Annotated in this window: 18 protein-coding genes; 8 read left to right on the top strand and 10 right to left on the bottom strand. The window is 64.1% G+C overall.

What is annotated here, in order from left to right; translation table 11 throughout:
* Nucleotides 1-131 precede the first annotated feature (131 nt).
* Entirely contained in the window at nucleotides 132-1547 is a 1416-nt protein-coding gene (gene glnA, locus AB3X89_RS31390; protein WP_368586743.1) for a type I glutamate--ammonia ligase, read from the bottom strand.
* A gap of 455 nt (nucleotides 1548-2002) precedes the next feature.
* Between glnA and AB3X89_RS31385 the strand changes: the two genes are divergently transcribed.
* The gene (locus tag AB3X89_RS31385; protein WP_368586742.1) at nucleotides 2003-2467 is read left to right on the top strand and encodes a rhodanese-like domain-containing protein; all 465 of its coding nucleotides are present in this window, start codon (nucleotides 2003-2005) and stop codon (nucleotides 2465-2467) included.
* 172 nt (nucleotides 2468-2639) lie between these two features.
* Here AB3X89_RS31385 and AB3X89_RS31380 read toward each other — a convergent pair whose 3' ends face one another.
* From AB3X89_RS31380 to AB3X89_RS31360, 5 genes are all read right to left on the bottom strand, one after another.
* The gene (locus tag AB3X89_RS31380) at nucleotides 2640-3488 is read right to left on the bottom strand and encodes a competence/damage-inducible protein A (protein WP_368586741.1); all 849 of its coding nucleotides are present in this window, start codon (nucleotides 3486-3488) and stop codon (nucleotides 2640-2642) included.
* A gap of 19 nt (nucleotides 3489-3507) precedes the next feature.
* Nucleotides 3508-4341, bottom strand: a complete 834-nt coding sequence (locus AB3X89_RS31375) for an EI24 domain-containing protein (protein WP_368586740.1) — start codon at nucleotides 4339-4341, stop codon at nucleotides 3508-3510.
* Nucleotides 4342-4537: 196 nt separating this feature from the next.
* Nucleotides 4538-5536: a sterol desaturase family protein gene (locus tag AB3X89_RS31370; protein ID WP_368586739.1), complete on the bottom strand. Its 999-nt coding sequence runs from the start codon at nucleotides 5534-5536 to the stop codon at nucleotides 4538-4540.
* 82 nt (nucleotides 5537-5618) lie between these two features.
* Nucleotides 5619-6638: a beta-propeller fold lactonase family protein gene (locus tag AB3X89_RS31365; RefSeq protein WP_368586738.1), complete on the bottom strand. Its 1020-nt coding sequence runs from the start codon at nucleotides 6636-6638 to the stop codon at nucleotides 5619-5621.
* Nucleotides 6639-6663: 25 nt separating this feature from the next.
* A complete protein-coding gene (locus tag AB3X89_RS31360) occupies nucleotides 6664-6846 on the bottom strand; it encodes a hypothetical protein (protein ID WP_368586737.1) in 183 nt (60 codons plus the stop codon).
* 205 nt (nucleotides 6847-7051) lie between these two features.
* Between AB3X89_RS31360 and AB3X89_RS31355 the strand changes: the two genes are divergently transcribed.
* From AB3X89_RS31355 to AB3X89_RS31340, 4 genes are read left to right on the top strand one after another with little or no spacing between them, the layout of a single operon-like run.
* Nucleotides 7052-7732 (top strand): hypothetical protein, encoded by a 681-nt coding sequence (locus tag AB3X89_RS31355; protein WP_368586736.1) that lies wholly within the window; start codon nucleotides 7052-7054, stop codon nucleotides 7730-7732.
* 10 nt (nucleotides 7733-7742) lie between these two features.
* Entirely contained in the window at nucleotides 7743-8258 is a 516-nt protein-coding gene (locus tag AB3X89_RS31350; protein WP_368586735.1) for a hypothetical protein, read from the top strand.
* On the top strand, nucleotides 8185-8859 hold the full coding sequence (locus AB3X89_RS31345) for a hypothetical protein (RefSeq protein ID WP_368586734.1): 675 nt from the start codon (nucleotides 8185-8187) through the stop codon (nucleotides 8857-8859). The genes AB3X89_RS31350 and AB3X89_RS31345 overlap by 74 nt, the downstream gene beginning before the upstream one ends.
* Nucleotides 8856-9149, top strand: a complete 294-nt coding sequence (locus AB3X89_RS31340; RefSeq protein WP_368586733.1) for a YadA-like family protein — start codon at nucleotides 8856-8858, stop codon at nucleotides 9147-9149. Before AB3X89_RS31345 ends, AB3X89_RS31340 begins: the two co-directional genes overlap by 4 nt.
* Nucleotides 9150-9232: 83 nt before the next feature.
* Here AB3X89_RS31340 and hrpA read toward each other — a convergent pair whose 3' ends face one another.
* Entirely contained in the window at nucleotides 9233-13570 is a 4338-nt protein-coding gene (hrpA, locus tag AB3X89_RS31335; protein ID WP_368586732.1) for an ATP-dependent RNA helicase HrpA, read from the bottom strand.
* Nucleotides 13567-13707, bottom strand: a complete 141-nt coding sequence (locus tag AB3X89_RS31330) for a hypothetical protein (RefSeq protein ID WP_368586731.1) — start codon at nucleotides 13705-13707, stop codon at nucleotides 13567-13569. The genes hrpA and AB3X89_RS31330 overlap by 4 nt, the downstream gene beginning before the upstream one ends.
* A 210-nt stretch (nucleotides 13708-13917) precedes the next feature.
* On the opposite strand from AB3X89_RS31330, the gene argA reads away from it, so the two are divergent.
* The 3 genes from argA (at nucleotide 13918) to proP (ending at nucleotide 17918) form a co-directional block, all read left to right on the top strand.
* Complete coding sequence (gene argA / locus AB3X89_RS31325) at nucleotides 13918-15306, top strand: amino-acid N-acetyltransferase (protein ID WP_368586730.1); 1389 nt, start codon at nucleotides 13918-13920, stop codon at nucleotides 15304-15306.
* 131 nt (nucleotides 15307-15437) lie between these two features.
* A complete protein-coding gene (locus AB3X89_RS31320) occupies nucleotides 15438-15710 on the top strand; it encodes an oxidative damage protection protein (RefSeq protein ID WP_026228676.1) in 273 nt (90 codons plus the stop codon).
* 738 nt (nucleotides 15711-16448) lie between these two features.
* Nucleotides 16449-17918 carry a glycine betaine/L-proline transporter ProP gene (gene proP / locus AB3X89_RS31315; RefSeq protein ID WP_368586729.1) on the top strand — a complete coding sequence of 490 codons (1470 nt, stop codon included), beginning with the start codon at nucleotides 16449-16451 and terminating at the stop codon, nucleotides 17916-17918.
* 66 nt (nucleotides 17919-17984) lie between these two features.
* Here proP and AB3X89_RS31310 read toward each other — a convergent pair whose 3' ends face one another.
* Nucleotides 17985-18473 carry a metallophosphoesterase family protein gene (locus AB3X89_RS31310; RefSeq protein WP_368586728.1) on the bottom strand — a complete coding sequence of 163 codons (489 nt, stop codon included), beginning with the start codon at nucleotides 18471-18473 and terminating at the stop codon, nucleotides 17985-17987.
* The coding region (locus tag AB3X89_RS31305) for a hypothetical protein (protein WP_368586727.1) at nucleotides 18470-19223 on the bottom strand (754 nt) is incomplete at its 5' end. The genes AB3X89_RS31310 and AB3X89_RS31305, both read right to left, overlap by 4 nt.

Genomic DNA, 19223 nt, shown 5'->3' with positions numbered 1-19223 from the left:
CATGTCGCCCGCGCGCGGCCGGCCGTGCGTACGGTCTAACGAAAAAGGGACGGCGCCGCCGTCCCTTCGTGACCGATCGCGAGCGTCGGGCAAAGCGCTTCGCCGCGTGAAGGGCGAAGCGCCATCGCCGCTTACAGCGAGTAGTACATTTCGAATTCGATCGGGTGCACCGACTGACGATAGCGTTGCAGCTCGCCCGTCTTCAGTTCGATGTACGCGTCGAGCATCGAATCCGTGAACACGCCACCGCGCGTCAGGAACTCGCGGTCCGCGTCGAGTGCGTCGAGAGCCTGGTCGAGGCCGGCGCACACGGTCGGGATCTTTGCATCCTCTTCCGGCGGCAGGTCGTACAGGTTCTTGTCAGCGGCTTCACCCGGGTGAATCTTGTTCTGCACGCCGTCCAGACCCGCCATCATCAGCGCGGAGAAGCACAGGTACGGATTCGCCAGCGGATCCGGGAAGCGCGTTTCGATACGGCGGCCCTTCGGGTTCGACACGTGCGGAATACGGATCGATGCCGAGCGGTTGCGAGCCGAGTAAGCCAGCTTGACCGGCGCTTCGAAGTGCGGCACGAGACGCTTGTACGAGTTCGTACCCGGGTTCGTGATCGCGTTCAGCGCGCGAGCGTGCTTGATGATGCCGCCGATGTAGAACAGCGCGAATTCCGACAGACCTGCGTAACCATTGCCTGCGAACAGGTTCTGGCCGTCCTTCCAGATCGACTGGTGAACGTGCATGCCCGAGCCGTTATCGCCGACGACCGGCTTCGGCATGAACGTCGCCGTCTTGCCGTACGTGTGCGCGACGTTGTGGATGATGTACTTCATCTGCTGCAGCCAGTCCGCGCGCTGCACGAGCGTCGAGAACTTGGTGCCGATTTCGTTCTGGCCCTGACCCGCCACTTCGTGGTGGTGCACTTCGACCGGAATGCCGATCTGTTCGAGCAGCAGACACATTTCCGAGCGGATGTCCTGGAACGTGTCGACCGGCGCGACCGGGAAGTAGCCGCCCTTGGTGCCCGGACGGTGGCCGGTGTTGCCGCCTTCGAATTCCTTCGCCGACGACCACGGCGCTTCTTCCGAACCGATCTTGATGAAGCAGCCCGACTGGTCCGTGTTCCACTGGACCGAGTCGAAAATGAAGAATTCCGGCTCCGGACCGAAGTACGCGGTGTCCCCGAGGCCCGAGCTCTTCAGGTACGCTTCGGCGCGCTTCGCGAGCGAGCGCGGGTCGCGCTCATAGCCCTTGCCGTCAGCCGGTTCGACGACGTCGCAGGTCAGCACGAGGGTCGATTCTTCGAAGAACGGGTCGATGAACGCCGTGTTCGCGTCCGGGACCAGCAACATGTCCGATGCTTCGATGCCCTTCCAGCCGGCAATCGACGAACCGTCAAACGCATGGCCGCTTTCGAACTTGTCTTCATCGAATGCCGACACCGGCACCGAAACGTGTTGCTCTTTGCCGCGCGTGTCGGTGAAGCGGAAGTCGACAAACTTGACGTCTTCGTCTTTGACGAGTTGAACGACGTCGGCCACGGATTTACTCATAACCTATCTCCTGATTAACAATTTCGGCGGATTTCTGCCGCCGCCCAATCTAGCTGACCCGTCCCGCAACGTCCACTTATACGGCGTCACAGACGGAAAATTCTGCGGGACAAATCGATCGGCACCAATAAAGCAGATAGCGTGCCATCTTTCAGCCCAGTATGAGCCAATGCGGCGCAGATCGTTACTGCGCTTGCGTTTGCGGGCTACGCGCGGAGCGCGAGCGGCGTCACGAAGCAATGCCTGAGCATCCTCACGCACCAATTTCGTGCATTCATAGGTTTGGAAATCGCGTTATCTTCCATTTTGGTGCATTCGAGCGAAAGTGCACCATATTTGCGCATCAAGTTTGGGGCGGCGCCCGCCGATGGCCCGACGACGCCCAGTCTACACACGTCTGCGCGGTGCCTGCCGCGCGCTAGAATGATCATTTGGTCCGAAGGAGATTGACGCTCATGAGCACGCTCGAACAGCTTTACGCGAAGGCGGACGCCCGTCGCGCCGAGAACCAACTGCCCTACGCGGGCGCGGTATCGCCGGCCGAGGCGTTCGAACTGCTGGAACTCGATCCGCGCACGCGTCTCGTCGACGTGCGTACCCGCGCCGAACTCGACTGGGTCGGCCGGCCGGTGATCGGCGATGGTCAATACGCGCACGTCGAATGGACGCGCTATCCGGGTGCAGTGCCCAATCAGGAGTTCATGCAACAACTCGCGCAGGTCGCCTCGCCCGACACGCCGGTGCTGTTCCTGTGCCGCAGCGCGGCGCGCTCGAAGCTCGCCGCGATCGCCGCGACCAAGGCCGGCTTCACGAAGGCGTACGACCTGCTGGAAGGCTTCGAAGGCGACAAGGACGGCCAGGGGCATCGGAAGACGGTGTCGGGATGGTGTTTTCGCGGCTTGCCGTGGATCGGCGCCTGATGGCGAGGCGACGCACTACCCTCACATGCGCAAGCCCCGTCGCGCGAGGCTGAGGCAGGCTAATCGCAAAGGGGACGCGCCGACCACGTATTGATTGCATCGTCGGCGCGGGTTGTGACACTGCGATGTCGCGGCTCGCGCCAATCCTCCTGCGCGAACCGCTGCCATCCGCTCAGTTTCGCGGCTTGCCCGTGGCGGCTGCCGCCGCTTGCGCGACTTCAGGCTCGACGATATCGCCACCGAGCAGATGCACCCCTTCGCGCAGCTTCACGAACGCGGCGGCGACGGCCTCCGGCTCACCCTTCACACCGAGATCGATGTGATGCCGCGCATACACACCGCCGCGCTCCGCATCCCCGACGCTCGGCAGGCTGAACACCCGCACGCCCGGAAAATCGCGCTCGATTTTCTCCATCAGCGGCGTCACGCGCGACTCCGGCAGCTCGAACACCAGCAGCGACTTTTCAGCGTGCGGCGTGGTGTGATGCAGATGCGCGTACTGCGTGTCGAGCACCCACTCGATCATCGGCCAGGCCATCACCGGGAAACCCGGCACGAAATGGTGCTGGCGGATCGAAAAGCCCGGAATCTTGTTGTAGCCGTTCGGAATGATGCCGGCGCCCTGCGGGTACGTGCCCATGTTCAGGCGATGCCGGTTCTCGGGCGAGTTCAGATCGAGCGGCGTCGTTGAAGTCGCCGGATACATGTCGCGAATGCGCTCCTGGATCAGCTTCGCGGCCTCCGGATGCAGTTCGAGCGGCACGCCGAGCGCGGCCGCCGCGCACTGGCGCGTGTGGTCGTCAGGTGTCGCGCCGATGCCGCCCGTCGAGAAAACGATGTCGCCCGATGCGAATGTCCGACGCAGCGTCGCCGTGATGCGCTCCGGATCGTCGCCGATGTACTCCGCCCAGCCGAGCGACAGCCCGCGCGCTTGGAGCAATTCGATGACCTTCGGTAGATGCTTGTCGACGCGCCTGCCCGACAGGATTTCATCGCCGATGATGATGACGCCAAATGCCATTGCCGCCTCTTTCGTTTGATCAATAGGGAACCGGCGCGACCTCGCGCGCGCCGCCAGACGCTTCCGCCCGCATACGCTGCAGCGCGCGCAGGCAGTAGTTGCCGAACCATAGCGCCGAGAACACGAGGATGAACGCGTAAATCCAGATCGTCACCGTGGTGATGACCGGGAACAGCACGATCAGCCATACCGACGACGCCCACAGCAGTGTCGGCAGCGAACCTAGCAGGCCGCTCACGACCCCGATCAGCAGCAGCGGCAACCGGTGGCGCCGCACGAGTTCGCGCCGCTCATCGCGTGTCGCATGCAACGCGAGCGCGTCGTATGTCATCACCCGATATGTGAGCCAGCCCCACAGCAGCGGCGGAATCAGCGCGAAGAACGGCGGTACGAGCCACAGCGGCAACGTGACGATCAACAGCACGAGACACAGCAGCGTGGTCCAGAGCGCCTGACCGAGGCTACCGTACCATGTTCCGCCGCGGCGTATCTCAAGCCCGGCGAACTGGCGCGCCGCGAGAAAGCGGATCACGGCCGGCATCGACAGCATGGCGATCAGCAGCAGCACGGTGACGACGATCAACGGGATCGCCATTGCAATCACGATGAACGGCGCGATGACCGCGTGCAGCGTCGAAAAACCGAGCACGTCGAACAGATGATAAAGCGTGGCGGTGAAAGACCAGTCGTCGAGCCAGATGCGGGTCGCGCCGGTCAGCGTCTGCCAGAAGAACCACAGGAGTAAGCCCCAACCGACCGTCGCAACGATAAACGGTTTGAAGGTCAGCCAGAGCATGCGCGGATGCAACGCGCTTGCGAGTGCACGCCCAAACGAGCGCAACAGATCATTCATGCGAGCCAATGCCTGCGAACGAAACGATGGACAGGAAAAACGCGCCGCGCGCCGGCCTGGCATGCTGGGGCACCGGAGGTGCGCACGAACGTGCACAGCATAAACCAACGGACCCGCCGCCGGCGGAAGTGGGCGTTGCGGCGCAGTGCGTGCTCGAGAGGATCCGCAATGAGCTCGGAATGAACTCTGAATGGACTCAAACGGCAGCGGTGTCGTTGCCGGTTGCACGGCGCTTCGATGCGAGGCGATGCGCGATGCGCACGAAGGCGAACCAGTGCTGCGCCCAGAAGCCGTCGCCATAGCGCCGGCCTTCGAGCTGATCGCTGATACCGGTCGGCTCCATGTCGCGGCTCCACGACGCGCTGCGGAACAGCATGTCCCACCAAGGGAACAGCACGCCGAAATTGCAGCCGTACTTGAGCCCTTCATGACCTAAGCCGATCGCATGATGACGGCGATGGAATGCCGGACTAACGAGCAGCCGCTCGCCGAGCCAGCCGTAATACAGGCGGATGTTCGCGTGCTGCACGCTTTGCGCAAGGTTCGTGATCGCGACCAGCACGACGAACTGCGACGGCGGAACACCGATCGCGAGCGAGATCACCGCGAAGAACGACGCCTGCAGCAAATCGTCGAGCAGATGATTACGATCGTCGGACCACAGCGACATCTGCCGCTGACTATGGTGTACCGCATGCAGTTCCCACCACACGCCGAAGCGGTGCTGCCCGCGGTGATACCAGTAGCCGGCGAAATCGAGCACGAGCAGATACATGACGAATGTGACGAGCGGCTGCGTGGTCACGCCAGGCCACAGGTTGTCGAAGTTCAGGTTCGCGATGCCGTGAAGCCTGAGCCAGCCTTGCACGTTGTCAAAAAATGGCTGCAGTGCGAAGAAAAAGAACAGGTTCAGAATGCCGAGCTTGGCGATCCACGTGTACAGCACGTCGACGCGCACTGCCTTGCGGTTCTCCCATTGCTCGACCGGGCGCAGCGCCTCGAGCGGACGCAGGATCGCGTACATCGCGAGCACCTCGAGCACACCGACGATGACCCAGTACAGGCTATCGTAGGTGTCCTCGTCGTAGTCCATCAGATTGAACCGGAACAGCAGCGGCTGTACCACGTCGACGTACAGCCACGTCTGGGTGGCTGAAACGAAGCTGTCGAGTGTGGAGAAAATCAGATGGAACATGATCCTGGCCTGTTACTTCATCCTTGATGGCTCGTGGCGCCCGGGCTCTGCTGCGTTGCCGTCACGCACACCGTGAAATCCCTCAAGCACCGTTCGGCGCCGTGACCGGCGCGCGGTTGAAGAAATAGATGCCATGCGGCGAGCGGCCCACCGCAATCGTCTGGATCAGCTTGCGCGTGTTGAGATCGATGATGCCAATGTGCTTCGCGAAGCGGAAGGTCACCCACAGATAGCGCTTGTCGGCGGAAAGTTCCATGTCGTCCGGTCCCGGCATCAGGCCGGTGATGTCGCCGACGTTGGTGAGCGTGTCTTCGTCGATGATGCTGATCGTGCTAGCCACGCGGTTCGACACCGCGACATGCTTGCCGTCGGCGAGCGAGCGGAAGTTGTGGGCGCCCTTGCCCGTGTGAATCGTCTTGACGATCTTCTGGTTGCGCCAATCCACGACGGCGACGTAGTCCTCGCCGGTCATGCCGACGAGCAGGTACTTTTCGCCCGGCGTCATCCACAGGCCCGCGGGCACCTTGCCGACCTTCATCTTCCATTTGACGGTTTGCGTGGACAGGTCGATGGCGGCGAGTTCGCCCGAGATCTGCAGCGAAACGAACACCGTCTTGCTGTCATTCGTGAACGCCATATGGCTCGGCATCACCGCGAGCGGCAGCCGTGAAGCCAGCGACATCTGGTTTTTCTGGTTGTCGTAGTGGTAGATGTCGAGGCGGTCGAGCCGCAGGCCCGTAGTGACGAGCCACTTGCGATCCGGCGAGAAACCGATCTGATAGGGATCTTCGATGTTCTCGACCCAGCGCTGCAACTGCCCGGTTTTCGGATCGACGAACATCAGGTTGTTCGACACCGAATTGGCGACGATCAGCGAGGAATTGTCCGGTGTGACCATCAGGTGATGCGGTTCCTTGCCCGTGGGCACGGTGCCGATGACCTGGCGGCTGCTCTCGTCGATCAGGCTCAGCGTGGCCTCACCGGAATTGAGCACGATCACGTTGTTGGCGTGCGCCGCCGGAGAAAAAAGGCCTGCGGCGGCGACCAGCACCGCGGTTGCGGCGAACGTGGCAGTCAAGCCGGGAAGAAGAAATTTACGCATGAAAACTCGCTTCGGAGAACAACGGTCATTGTAGAACGTTTGCCGGTCCCAGCGGTTGACGTAAGTCACCGGGCGGCGCGCGAAAAATGACGGAAGCGATGAAGTGCGGCCGCGCGCCGGAGAGTTCGTCTGACACGTCCCGTTCGATGCTCGCGCCGCGGGTTTTCGAGTAATGAATCAATGTGCTCTCCTTGTCAGAATCAATCATGCATCGGCCACACGCTAATATCGCCTAAAGCAATAACCAAACCAATAGGAATATTCCATTTTTTCTCGCGAATAAAAATCTACCTGTATTAATATATTTTTTAGCCCAATTGAATTTCGGAGTTCGCTGATATCTCAGTTCCGCGGGGACATCAGAGAATTCTTCTTACGCGTGGCCCCCAGTGCCTCACCCATGAAAGCCGTGCGTGGAACGCGGGGACGACGCGCACCCGACCAAAGAACGCAAGCCCTTTTTATTTTCGAGATTTTCAACTTACGTGAGCAATAACGTCACGCCAATCCCGAATTACGCAGTACACGCCACAAACTACAATTATGCGGAGGGTTTTAAATTGATAAACAAGGAGATTTCGATAATTGGCCGTACCGCATCTCAAAGAAAAGTCGCAGCGCCGCAAACTGCCTGCCTGCAAACACATCGTGCTTCCGCGCGCCAGCCAACCATCGCCCGGGCAGTTCGACGTACTGCGGGTGTTGCCATAGCGGCGGCCGTTTACGTCACGGAAGCGAACGGCGCCGGCGTCGATTCGGTCGAGCTAGGCACGGCCAGCGCGCCCGGCGACGCCGCTGCCGCAATAGGCGCACAGGCCATCGCAAGCGGCAACTCATCGCTGGCGATCGGCTCGCAGGCGAACGCGCAAAACGACTGCGCGCTCGCGGTAGGGGCAGGCGCCACGGCACAGGGCGACAGCGCAGTCGCCATGGGTCTCTCCTCTTCGGCACAAGGGGAAGGCGCCAGCGCCTTTGGGCCCTATGCGAATGCGCAGGCGGAACGCGCGACCGCGGTCGGTCTGAACACGTCGGCGCTCGGCCTCGACTCGGTCGCAGTGCCTGACCAACGTCGCCGCGGGCGCTGCGCGCACTGACGCGGTCAACGTGAGCCAGTTGAGCGCGGTCGACAACAAGGTCGATGCACTCGCTGAAAGCAGCGCGCTGCATTACCTCAGCGCTGCCGACCCGGCCGACGGCTCCAACGACGCACTCGCAAAAGGCACGCACACGCTCGCCGCGGGCAGCAACGCTCGCGCCATGGGCGCCAACGCAAGCGCATTCGGCACGAGCGCCAGCGCGAGCGCAACCGACTCGACCGCGATCGGCGCGGGCGCGGTCGCCGGCACTTCCGGCGCGACCTCGCTGGGCGCGTCAGCGTCGGCCTACGGCTCCGGGGCCACGGCGCTCGGGGCCAGCGCGACGGCAAACGGCGACGGCACCCTCGCGCTCGGCTCCGGTGCCAGCGCAGCCGCCGACAACGCACCTTCGCTCGGCTATCACTCGAGCGCGCTACCCGCAAACTCCGTCGCGCACGGTCAGGGCTCGATTGCCGATCGCGCGGGGACCGTATCGGTCGGGCAACGAGCGCCAGATCACCAACGTCGCGGCTGGCACGGCTGACACCGACGCGGTCAATGTCGCCCAACTGAAAGCGGTGAGCGACCAGAGCAAAGCGAGCGCGGCGAAACTCGACGGCGCAGTCATGTACGACACGAACGCCGACGGCCGCATCAATCGGAACAACATTACGCTCGGCGGCGATACCACGGAGGGCACCGCCATCCACAACGTCGCGAACGGCGTGCTGGCGTCCGACGCGGTCAACCTCGGTCAGCTGAACGCGGCGCTCGAAGGGCGGTCAATAACGCGGCGATCGGTTCGGTCAGCGCGTTGTTCAGTGCTGCGGGTGATAGCGCGACTGAAACCGCGCAAGCATCCGGCGCACACGCGATTGCGGCCGGGGCGAACGCGCAGGCAAGCGGCGCTAACGCGGCAAGCATCGGCGCGAATACCATCGCCAGCGGCAACAACGCGACGGGCACTCGGCGCCGCGGCCAGCGCGAGCGCCGACAATTCGGTGGCCTTGGGCCAACGCTCCATCGCAGACCGAGCGAACTCGGTATCGATTGGCTCGGCGGGCCAGGAGCGCCAGATCACCAACGTCGCGGCTGGCACCGCTGACACCGACGCGGTCAACGTCAATCAGTTGCAGCAAGCATGAGCGGCGCGATCAGCGCGGCGAATCGCCATGCCGACGACCAGATCCGTTCCGTTCGCCGGGACAGCTACGGGGGCACGGCATCGGCGCTCGCGATGGCGGGCTCGCCGCAAGCGGTCCTGCCCGGACACGGCATGGTCGCGACGGCGGGCGGCACGTACGGCGGTCAATCCGCGCTCGCGACTAGCGTGTCGCAGTTGTCGGACACCGGCAAATGGATCTACAAGGCCCAACGCAGCACCGGCTCGCGCGGGCAGTTCGGCGCATCGATCGGCGCGGGGATGCATTGGTGAAATCAGCGCGGGCGATCGTGTCGGGCAAAGCCCGGCCGCCGTGCAGACCTGGTGTCCAGCGTCCGCGTGCGAACGGCTTGGCTTTACCGCTGCATTGACTCCCACACCTTGTACAGGCGCTTCACCGAAACCGGCATTGGGGTGCGCAGCTCCTGCGCAAACAGCGAGATGCGCAACTCCTCGAGCAGCCAGCGGAATTCCGCAAGCCGCGGATCCATGACGCCGCCGCGCTGCGACACCGCCCGCTGATAGTGCTGCAGCAGCGGCTGGAATTCGGCGAACTGCCGTGCGTCGCGGGTGGCGTCCGCGCGCAGCTTGTCGATACGCAGCGCCATCCCTTTCAGATAACGCGGGAAATGTGCGAGTTGGGCATACGGCGTATCGACGACGAAACGCTTGCCGATCAGCGCATCGAGTTGATTCTGCAGATCGGTGTACGCGGCCGCGAATGGCTTCGCCTGCAGAAGCTTCTTCGTCAGGCTCGCGTACTCGCCGAGGATCTGGCCGACCAGCCGCGAAATTTCCTGCGCGAGCAACGTGAGGCGGCTACGCCCTTCGTCACGTCGGGTATGGAAGCTCGCATCGTCGTCGGGCAGAGGGTCCTGAAGACACGCGCGGTCGAGTGCGGTGTCGATCAGTTGATCGCGCAGTTCTTCCTGCGTGCCGCGCGGCATGAACTGCATGGCCATTTCGCGCAGGCCCGGCAGATTCTTCTCCAGATACTTGATCGGCTCCTTCAACTGCAGCGCGAAAAGCCGACGCAGGCCCGCCCGATGAATCCGCGCGGCCTCTTCCGGCGAATCGAACACCTCGACGTCGCAATGAGTGCCACGGTCCACTAGCGCCGGGTAGCCAAACAACGTCTGGCCACCACGGCGAATTTCGAGCAACTCGGGCAGCTTGCCGAAATTCCACGTGGTCAGGTTTTCATACAGCGCGGTGGCTGGTGCGCCATCCGGCGACGCGGGTTGTGGCGTGGCCGCGCCTTTGCCGCGCGCCGGGCCACTCGCACCCAGATCGGGAGGCCGCCCAGGTGTCGCGACACCGCCGCCGCCCGCATCGGCCAGGGCGGCGCCTGCCGCGCCCGAAACGAGTTTCTGGAAATGCTGCTGCGCCTGACCGCCGAGCTCGGCGCGCAGTTGCGACAGATTGCGCCCCATTGCGAGCTGCCGGCCATGTTCGTCGATGACCTTGAAGTTCATGAACAGATGCGCGGGCAGCGTCTCGAGCTTGAAGTCGGACTGCTTCATCGCGACCTGGGTCTGCTCGCGCACGTCGGCGATCAGCGCCTCGAGCAGGCCCCCTGCTCCGAAGCGCTGGGCGCTGTGCCGTTCGGCGAAGCCCGCCGCGTATTCAGGGAGCGGCACGCAATGCCGACGCAGCTTCTGCGGCAGCGACTTCAGCAGCAACTGCGCCTTTTCTTTCAGCATGCCGGGCACGAGCCACTCACAACGGCGCGCGTCGACCTGGTTCAGCGCATACAGCGGTACCGCGAGCGTTACGCCGTCGCGAGGCGTACCCGGCTCGAAGTGATAGGTCAGCGCCATCTCGATGCCCGCCATCGTCAACCGCTTCGGGAACAGATCCGTCGTGACACCTGCCGCTTCGTGCCGCATCAGATCGTCGCGGGACAAATACAACAGCCGCAGCTTGTCCTCCGCCTGGCCGCTCTTTTTGACTTCGTCGCGATACCAGCGCTCGAACGACGCGCCGGTATAGACGCCATCGGGCAGCGCCTGATCGTAGAACGCGTAGATCAATTCGTCGTCGACCAGCACGTCCTGGCGGCGCGACTTGTGCTCGAGCTGTTCGATATCCGCAAGCAGCTTGCGGTTGTGCGCGAAGAACGCAAGCTTCGTGTCGAACTCCCCTTCGACAAGCGCACCGCGAATAAACAGCTCGCGCGCCCGCGCCGGGTCCTGCTTGCCGAATGCGACGCGCCGCCGGTGATAAATCGGCAGGCCGTACAGCATCGCGCGCTCGAACGCGGACACCTGCGCCGCGCGCTTTTCCCAATGTGGCTCCGACAGCGACTTTTTCAGCAGATGCGCGCCGACCTTCTCGACCCATTCAGGTTCGATTTTCGCGATACAGCGGGCGTAAAGCCGGCTGGTTTCGACGAGCTCGGCAGCCATCACCCACTTGCCCGCTTTCTTCACGAGCGCAGAGCCCGGCCACAAATAGAACTTGATGCCGCGCGCGCCGAGATAGTACGGCTCATCGTCGGCTTTCAGGCCGATGTTGCCGAGCAGGCCAGTCAGCAGCGCAAGATGGATCTGCTCGAACGTAGCCTCCGCTTCGTTCAGGCGCCAGCCGTGCTCGCGCACGACAGTCAGCAGTTGCGAATGGACATCGCGCCACTCGCGCAGCCGCAACTGCGACAGAAAGTTCTTGCGGCACTCGTCCTGCAACTGCCGGTTCGATTTCTTGTGCGCGATCGCTTCGTCGAACCAGTTCCAGATCTTCAGCCACTGCAGGAATTCGGAGCGCTCGTCGGCGAACCGGCGATGCGCCTGGTCGGCCTGCTCCTGCGCCTCGATCGGCCGATCGCGCGGGTCCTGCACCGACAGCGCGCTCGCGATGATCAGCACTTCCTTCAGCGCCTGCTGGTCGCGCGCGGCGAGGATCATGCGACCGACGCGCGGATCGAGAGGCAATCGCGCGAGTTCGCGGCCGAGCGGCGTCAGGTGATTGTCGTCGTCGACGGCGCCGAGCTCGTTGAGCAACTGGTAGCCGTCGGAAATCGCACGGCCCGGCGGCGGCTCGATAAACGGAAACGTTTCGATCGCCGTCAAATGCAGCGACTTCATGCGGAGAATCACCGAAGCGAGCGAAGAGCGCAGAATTTCCGGATCGGTGAAGCGCGCGCGGCCCTGGAAGTCGCTTTCCTCGTACAGACGAATGCAGATGCCATCGGCAACCCGGCCGCAACGCCCCGCTCGCTGATTTGCGGCGGCTTGAGAAATCGACTCGACCTGCAGCTGCTCGACCTTGTTGCGATACGAGTAGCGCTTCACGCGCGCGAGACCCGTGTCGACCACGTAGCGGATGCCGGGTACCGTCAGCGAAGTTTCGGCGACGTTGGTCGCGAGCACGATGCGACGCGCGTTCGACGCACGGAACACGCGCTCCTGCTCGGCGGCCGAGAGCCGCGCGAACAGCGGCAGAATCTCCGTATGCGGCGGATGATGTTTGCGCAACGCCTCGGCGGCGTCCCGAATCTCGCGCTCGCCGGGCAGGAACACCAGCACATCGCCGTGACCCTCGCGGCACAGTTCGTCGACGGCCTCGACGATCGCCTCCATCAGATCGCGATCGGTCTCACGCTGCGTCTTCGGGCGCTCGCGGCCAGACGACGCCACACCCGTAGTCCCTTGCGCCGCCTTGACCGCCGGGTTGTCCTCGACCACCGGTCGGTAACGCACCTCGACCGGATAAAGCCGTCCGCTCACTTCGATCACCGGTGCGGGCTTATCGTCGCTGCCGAAGTGGCGCGCGAAACGGTCGGCGTCGATCGTCGCCGAGGTCACGATCAGCTTCAGGTCGGGACGCTTCGGAAGAATCTCCTTCAGGTAGCCGAGCAGAAAATCGATGTTCAGGCTGCGCTCGTGCGCTTCGTCGATGATCAGCGTGTCGTAGGCTTTCAGCAGCGGATCGGTCTGCGTTTCGGCAAGCAGAATGCCGTCGGTCATCAGCTTGACCGAAGCGCCTGGCGCGAGGTTGTCGTTGAAGCGCACCTTGTAGCCGACCACTTCACCGAACGGCGTGCCGAGTTCCTCGGCGATACGGCGCCCGGTCGCCGACGCGGCGATCCGGCGCGGCTGCGTATGGCCGATCAGACCATTGCCGCCTGCGCCCAGCCCACGGCCGAGCGTGAGGCAGATTTTCGGCAACTGCGTGGTCTTGCCCGAACCGGTTTCGCCCGACACGATCACGACCTGATTCTGCGCGATCGCCCGCGCAATCTCGTCGCGACGACCGGAGACAGGAAGTGCCTCGGGAAACGTGATCGGTGGAATCGGATTCGGCTCGACAATCCGCGGCGGTCGCGGTTCGCGCGGCGCGCGAGGCTCCTTGCGCGGCTCGCCCGATGGTTTGTCCGGCGAGTGCGTATCGCGCGAACCGTGACGTTGCTCGCCGCGGGTCGACCCGAGTTGCTCATTACGTGGTCCGCGCTCTTGCTGTTCGTTGCGAGGCGCACGATGCTGTTCAACGCGTGGTGTGTCCGAGCGCGCGTGGCGGGCATCGCCACGCTGCCCGCTTTGCTGCGCACCAGCTCGCTCATCGCGAGCCTGCCGGCCATGCGCACCGCGAGGCGCGCTCGAAGGTGTACTGCGGCGCTCGCTTTGCGGCCCACCGCTCTGCTGTTCACGGGTCGCGTTATGAAGTGCGGAACGGAACTGGCCAAGCTGCTCGCTCAACGAAGCGCCACGCTGCACTCCACGAGCCCCACCGCCCCGCTTCGCACCGGACGCTTCGCCCGCTTCAGCGCGAGATTCACCGCGCCGTTCATCACGCGCCGCGCCTCGCGCGCGAGCGTGCTCTTCGCGATCTTCACGACCTGCACCGCCACCTTGCGGCGACACTTTTTGCGCAGACGCGCCCGCCTCCCGACGCGCGTCACGCGCCTGCTCTGGTCTCGCATCCTGCGCGGGGTGGCGCATCGTGTCACCGGGCTTGGCCGGCTCACCGGCCGACGCCGGTTTCTCGTTCGCCCCAGCGGGACTTTTGGGTACATTCGACATGGGGGCGCATTATAATCCCCGGCATGAATTCCCAAACCGACCTCGTCCCCGCGCCCGCGAGCGTTCCGGCCCCCGCCGACTCGCCGGAAACCCTCGCCCAGCACGCGCAATTCGTCGACTGGATGCGTTCAGTCGCCCCGTATATCCACGCGTTCCGAAACAAGACATTCGTCGTCGGTTTCGGCGGCGAAGTGGTGCATCAGGGGCTGCTGAATGCGCTCGTGTCCGACATCGCGCTGCTGCAGGCAATGGGCATCCAGATCGTTTTGGTGCATGGCTCGCGCCCGCAGGTCGAGGAGCAGATGAGCCTGCACGGCGTCGAATCGGAGTTTTCGCACGGCATGCGCATTACCGACGCGCGCGCGCTCGAGTCCGCGAAGGAAGCGGCCGGCGAAGTGCGTCTCGACATCGAAGCCGCAATCAGCCAGGGTCTGCCGAACACACCCATGGCGCACGCGCACATCAGCGTCGTGTCGGGCAACTTCGTAACGGCGCGCCCGGTCGGCATTCTGGACGGCGTCGACTTCCAGCACACGGGTCTCGTGCGCAAGATCGACGCGGATTCGATCCGACACTCGCTCGCGAGCCGCAAGCTCGTGCTGCTGTCGCCGCTCGGCTTCTCGCCCACCGGCGAAGCGTTCAATCTGTCGATGGAAGACGTGGCCTCGGCCGCGGCCATCGCGTTGCGCGCCGACAAGATCGTCTTCCTGACCGAAACCGCGGGTTTGATGGAAACCAGCGAAAGCGGTACGGAGCTGATCCGCGAACTATCGCTCGACGACGCCTACAAGCTGCACGAAAGCGGCGAAGTCACCGGCGACGCCGGGTTCTACCTGAAGCATTCGATCCGCGCCTGCCGCGGCGGCGTGCCGCGCGCGCACATCATCCCCTATGCGCTCGACGGCAGCCTGCTGCTCGAACTGTTCCTGCACGATGGCGTCGGCACGATGATCTCGTACGAGAATCTCGAGAGCCTGCGCGAAGCGACGCCGGACGACGTCGGCGGCATTCTCGCGCTGATCGAACCGCTCGAAGCCGACGGCACGCTGGTACGCCGCGGCCGTCACCAGATCGAGCGCGATATCGACCATTTCTCGGTGATCGAGCACGACGGCGTGCTGTTCGGCTGCGCGGCGCTGTATCCGTATTCGCAGGAGCGCATCGGCGAAATGGCGTGCCTGACGGTCGCGCCCGAAGCGCAGGGTACCGGCGACGGCGAGCGTCTGCTGAAGCGGATCGAGCAGCGCGCGCGGGCACGCGGCCTCACGCGCATTTTCGTGCTCACCACGCGCACCGAACATTGGTTCCTGAAACGCGGCTTCGTCAAGGTTACGGTCGACGACCTGCCCGAAGACCGTCGCCGACTCTATAACTGGCAGCGCAAGTCGCTCGTGCTGATGAAACAGCTTTGAGTAACCCGGTGATCGTCCCCACCTGATCCGAACTGGCGTTGGCCCGCGCCACATTGATACAGTAATTATTTTTCATGGGACCGGACTAAGTGCAAAAGCACCGACTCCGGTCGACACAGGAGAAGCACAGCATGACTCGTATGGTTCAATGCGCGAAGCTCGGCAAGGAAGCCGAAGGCCTCGATTTCCCGCCGCTGCCGGGCGAACTCGGCAAGCGGATCTACGAAAGTATCTCGAAGGAAGCCTGGCAGGCCTGGTTGAAGCAGCAGACCATGCTAATCAACGAAAACCGCCTGAACATGGCCGATCCGCGCGCGCGTCAGTATCTGATGAAGCAGACCGAAAAGTTCTTCTTTGGCGAAGGCGCGGATACCGCATCGGGCTACGTGCCGCCGTCGGCCTGAGCTTGCCACGTCGAGAACGACACCAGACACGCGCCGCCCGAGCCGGGCGAACACACGCCAAAAATCCGCGCCGCGAGCGCGGATTTTTTTCGCCCCGATGTTGGCCGCGCCTCGTGTCCGCATGCGCACCATGTCTGCACGTCGAAAGTCACCCCGCGATTGTTCTAAGCGGTCCGTTTTCGAACCTCTTCCGACCCCGCCAGAGCTCCCGCCCCGCAATGGATTGAGGCACATCGGCGGCCTTCGCCCGCACCCCCGGTTTGCACGATCCTCTGTCATCGTGCTAACATGTGCGGCGTTTCAGCTGCAAATCACCTTCATTCGTGTTCTTTTCAAGTTGACTCGCCGTGTGCTTTTCGCGCGTGCATCATCCTGAATCGAGCTGTTTTTAAACAAGAAGGCTCGTCGGTCGTTTCCCCGCCTGAAGCGGATAAATTCAACACCGGCCTTTTTCGTTTCAAGCCTTCAGTGGCGCACGGGTCGGCTTCCGCCAGCCCCGCGTCCTTCATGCATCTGCCCCCCTTCCACGGCCACGCAGGTGCAACTGTCAGCACAATCTAGACGAGTGTTTTTTCGCGAACTTATCGCGAGGCACGGGCGTTTGTTTCTTTTCGCCAACTGTTCCGCCGCCGGATAACCAGCGCCGCGGATATCCTCGCCACGCTCACGAAATTGCACTTCCAGCAACCGAGGCGGAACGCATCACGAGTTTCGTCGCAGTCATTGGAGTTTTTAACCTTGACCGCTTCCAGCAACGGCTTCTGGCGACATCACAAACAAGAACAACGCCTTTCCCTCGACGACATCACCGTCGTCGATCACTCCCTCCTGAAACGGGCCGTCGGCGCCATGGCGCTCGGCAACGCGATGGAATGGTTCGATTTCGGCGTGTACAGCTACATCGCGGTGACGCTCGGCAAGGTGTTCTTCCCCTCGTCGAGCCCGTCGGCGCAGCTCATCGCGACCTTCGGCACGTTTGCCGCGGCGTTTCTCGTGCGGCCGATCGGCGGCATGGTGTTCGGGCCGCTCGGTGACCGCATCGGCCGTCAGCGCGTGCTGGCGATGACGATGATCATGATGGCCGCGGGCACCTTCGCGATCGGCCTGATCCCCAACTACGCGACGATCGGCATTCTCGCGCCGGCGCTGTTGCTGCTCGCGCGCCTCGTGCAGGGCTTCTCGACGGGCGGCGAGTACGGCGGCGCCGCGACCTTCATCGCCGAATTCTCGACCGACAAGCGCCGCGGCTTCATGGGCAGCTTCCTGGAGTTCGGCACGTTGATCGGCTACGTGCTCGGCGCGGGCACGGTCGCGTTGTTGACGGCGACGCTGTCGAGCGACGCGCTGCTGTCCTGGGGCTGGCGCGTGCCGTTCCTGATCGCCGGTCCGCTCGGCCTCGTGGGTCTCTACATCCGTATGAAGCTCGAGGAAACGCCCGCGTTCAAGAAGCAGGCCGAACAGCGTGAAGCCGAGGACCGCGCGGTGCCGAAGCAGTCGTTCCGCCAGTTGCTCGTGCAGCAATGGAAGCCGCTGCTGCTGTGCGTCGGCCTCGTGCTGATCTTCAACGTGACCGACTACATGGCGCTGTCGTATCTGCCGAGCTATCTGTCGGCGACGCTGCACTTCAACGAAACGCACGGCCTGTTCCTCGTGCTGCTGGTGATGATCCTGATGATGCCGCTGACGCTCGCCGCCGGCCGTCTGTCCGACGCGATCGGCCGCAAGCCGGTGATGCTGCTCGGCTGCGTCGGTCTGTTCGCGCTGTCGATCCCGGCGCTGCTGCTGATTCGCATGGGCACGGTGCTGCCGGTGTTCGCCGGCCTGATGATCCTCGGCGTGCTGCTGTCGTGCTTCACCGGCGTGATGCCGTCGGCGCTGCCGGCGCTGTTCCCGACCCGGATCCGCTACGGTGCGCTCGCGATCGGCTTCAATATCTCGGTGTCGCTGTTCGGCGGTACGACGCCGCTCGTGACCGCATGGCTGGTCGACCGCACCGGCAATCTGATGATGCCGGCGTACTACCTGATGGGCGCATCGCTGATCGGCATTGTGTCGGTGCTCGCGCTGCGCGAAACCGCGCGCAAGCCGCTGCTCGGCTCGGGCCCGTGCGTCGCGACGCGCGCCGAAGCGCACGCGGTGCTGCGCGGCGAACGCGAGGCCGAGGAGATGGATGAGCGGTTCGCAGCGGCTGCGACCGCACGTGCCTGATCCGCGCAGCCATCCCTCGCTAGAGTAGTTTCGAAGCGGGCCGGCGATATTCGCCGGCCCGTTTTTTTACGTCAGCAGCGCATCGAACGTGGCGCTGACCTGCGCGCCTTCGACGATCAGTTTGCCCGCGCACACCGGCAGCTTGAAGCGTCGCGGCCCCGCACTGCCCGGATTGACGTACAGCACGCCGTCGCGATCGGCGATCGACGGCTTGTGCGAGTGGCCACTCACCACGACGCGAATACCTTCGTCGTACGGCACGCAGCCCAGCTCGGCGATATCGTGCACGACCAGAATCGTCACCTGTTGGACGGTCAGCCGCGCATGCGTCGGTAAAGACGCGGCCCATTCACCGGTATCGTTGTTGCCGCGCACCGCGGTCAGCGGCGCGATCCGCGCGAGCGCGTCGAGCACGTCCGAGTTGCAGATATCGCCCGCGTGAATGATCGCGTCGCAACCGTCGAGATAGTGCAACGCTTCGGGACGCACGAGGTTGTGCGTATCGGAGATGAGCCCGATGCGGGTAGCAGTCGATGGTGGGCGACGTGAAGTCATGCGCAGTCTCGCTCGGTCTGCGGCTGCACCAACCCGCGCGCCGCCGCCTGAGCGCGCGGCTGCCCAGCCAGCATGCGCCGCGTCAAGCCCTGCACGACGACCGACACCACCGCCGCGCACGCAAAGCTGGTCGCCACACCGTACTGCGGCAGCAGCAACGCCGTCACCGCGAAGAACGCCGCGAACGAGCCGCGCCCGACCACCATGCCGCGCATCAGCAGCGCGACGAAGTCCGCGCCATGCGCACGCTGCGCCGATACCGCGAGCACGATCCCGAGCAGCGGAAACACCGACAGCACGCCACTCCACGCCGCGCCCATCGATGCCGAGGCCGTCGTCACCGCGAGCGTCAGCAGCGCGCCCGCGAGCATGCGTACCGCCAGATCCGCGTGCCCGACGCGCGCCGCCGGTACATGACCGGTCGCGCGCGGCAAGCTGCTCTGCGACACCGCCACGCCCACGCACGCCGCCGCCAGCGCCCATCCGGCCGAGCCGGGCAGCCGCACGATCAGCAGCGCCGCGCCGAGCCAGCCGGCCATCCCCACAACCAGTGCAAGCGGCCAGTCGAAGCGCCGGCAGGTCCACCCATAAGCAAGATTGAACGCCTCCAACGCGGCGTTCGCCGCAATCGACGCCGCCGACGCCTGCGCCGCGAACGCCGGCCCGCGCTCGAGCGCGAGCAGCAGCACGATCGGTCCCGCGACGACCGGCAGCCCCGCGAGCCATCCCGCGACCGACGGTCCCCAGACG

This window comes from Paraburkholderia sp. BR14320 (assembly GCF_040948665.1).
In the GTDB taxonomy this organism is placed as follows: Bacteria; Pseudomonadota; Gammaproteobacteria; order Burkholderiales; family Burkholderiaceae; genus Paraburkholderia; species Paraburkholderia youngii.
Note: the sequence above shows the minus strand (reverse complement) of the source record. Positions and strands in the feature narration are given on the sequence as shown.

What these genes read in the sequence shown, in the direction of transcription:
- argA (WP_368586730.1), top strand. Translation starts at nt 13,918, where the DNA reads ATGAATTCCCAAACCGACCTCGTCCCCGCGCCCGCGAGCGTTCCGGCC.
- AB3X89_RS31370 (WP_368586739.1), bottom strand. Translation starts at nt 5,536, where the DNA reads ATGTTCCATCTGATTTTCTCCACACTCGACAGCTTCGTTTCAGCCACC.
- AB3X89_RS31310 (WP_368586728.1), bottom strand. Translation starts at nt 18,473, where the DNA reads ATGACTTCACGTCGCCCACCATCGACTGCTACCCGCATCGGGCTCATC.
- AB3X89_RS31360 (WP_368586737.1), bottom strand. Translation starts at nt 6,846, where the DNA reads ATGATTGATTCTGACAAGGAGAGCACATTGATTCATTACTCGAAAACC.
- AB3X89_RS31340 (WP_368586733.1), top strand. Translation starts at nt 8,856, where the DNA reads ATGAGCGGCGCGATCAGCGCGGCGAATCGCCATGCCGACGACCAGATC.
- AB3X89_RS31365 (WP_368586738.1), bottom strand. Translation starts at nt 6,638, where the DNA reads ATGCGTAAATTTCTTCTTCCCGGCTTGACTGCCACGTTCGCCGCAACC.
- AB3X89_RS31320 (WP_026228676.1), top strand. Translation starts at nt 15,438, where the DNA reads ATGACTCGTATGGTTCAATGCGCGAAGCTCGGCAAGGAAGCCGAAGGC.
- AB3X89_RS31385 (WP_368586742.1), top strand. Translation starts at nt 2,003, where the DNA reads ATGAGCACGCTCGAACAGCTTTACGCGAAGGCGGACGCCCGTCGCGCC.
- AB3X89_RS31380 (WP_368586741.1), bottom strand. Translation starts at nt 3,488, where the DNA reads ATGGCATTTGGCGTCATCATCATCGGCGATGAAATCCTGTCGGGCAGG.
- AB3X89_RS31375 (WP_368586740.1), bottom strand. Translation starts at nt 4,341, where the DNA reads ATGAATGATCTGTTGCGCTCGTTTGGGCGTGCACTCGCAAGCGCGTTG.
- glnA (WP_368586743.1), bottom strand. Translation starts at nt 1,547, where the DNA reads ATGAGTAAATCCGTGGCCGACGTCGTTCAACTCGTCAAAGACGAAGAC.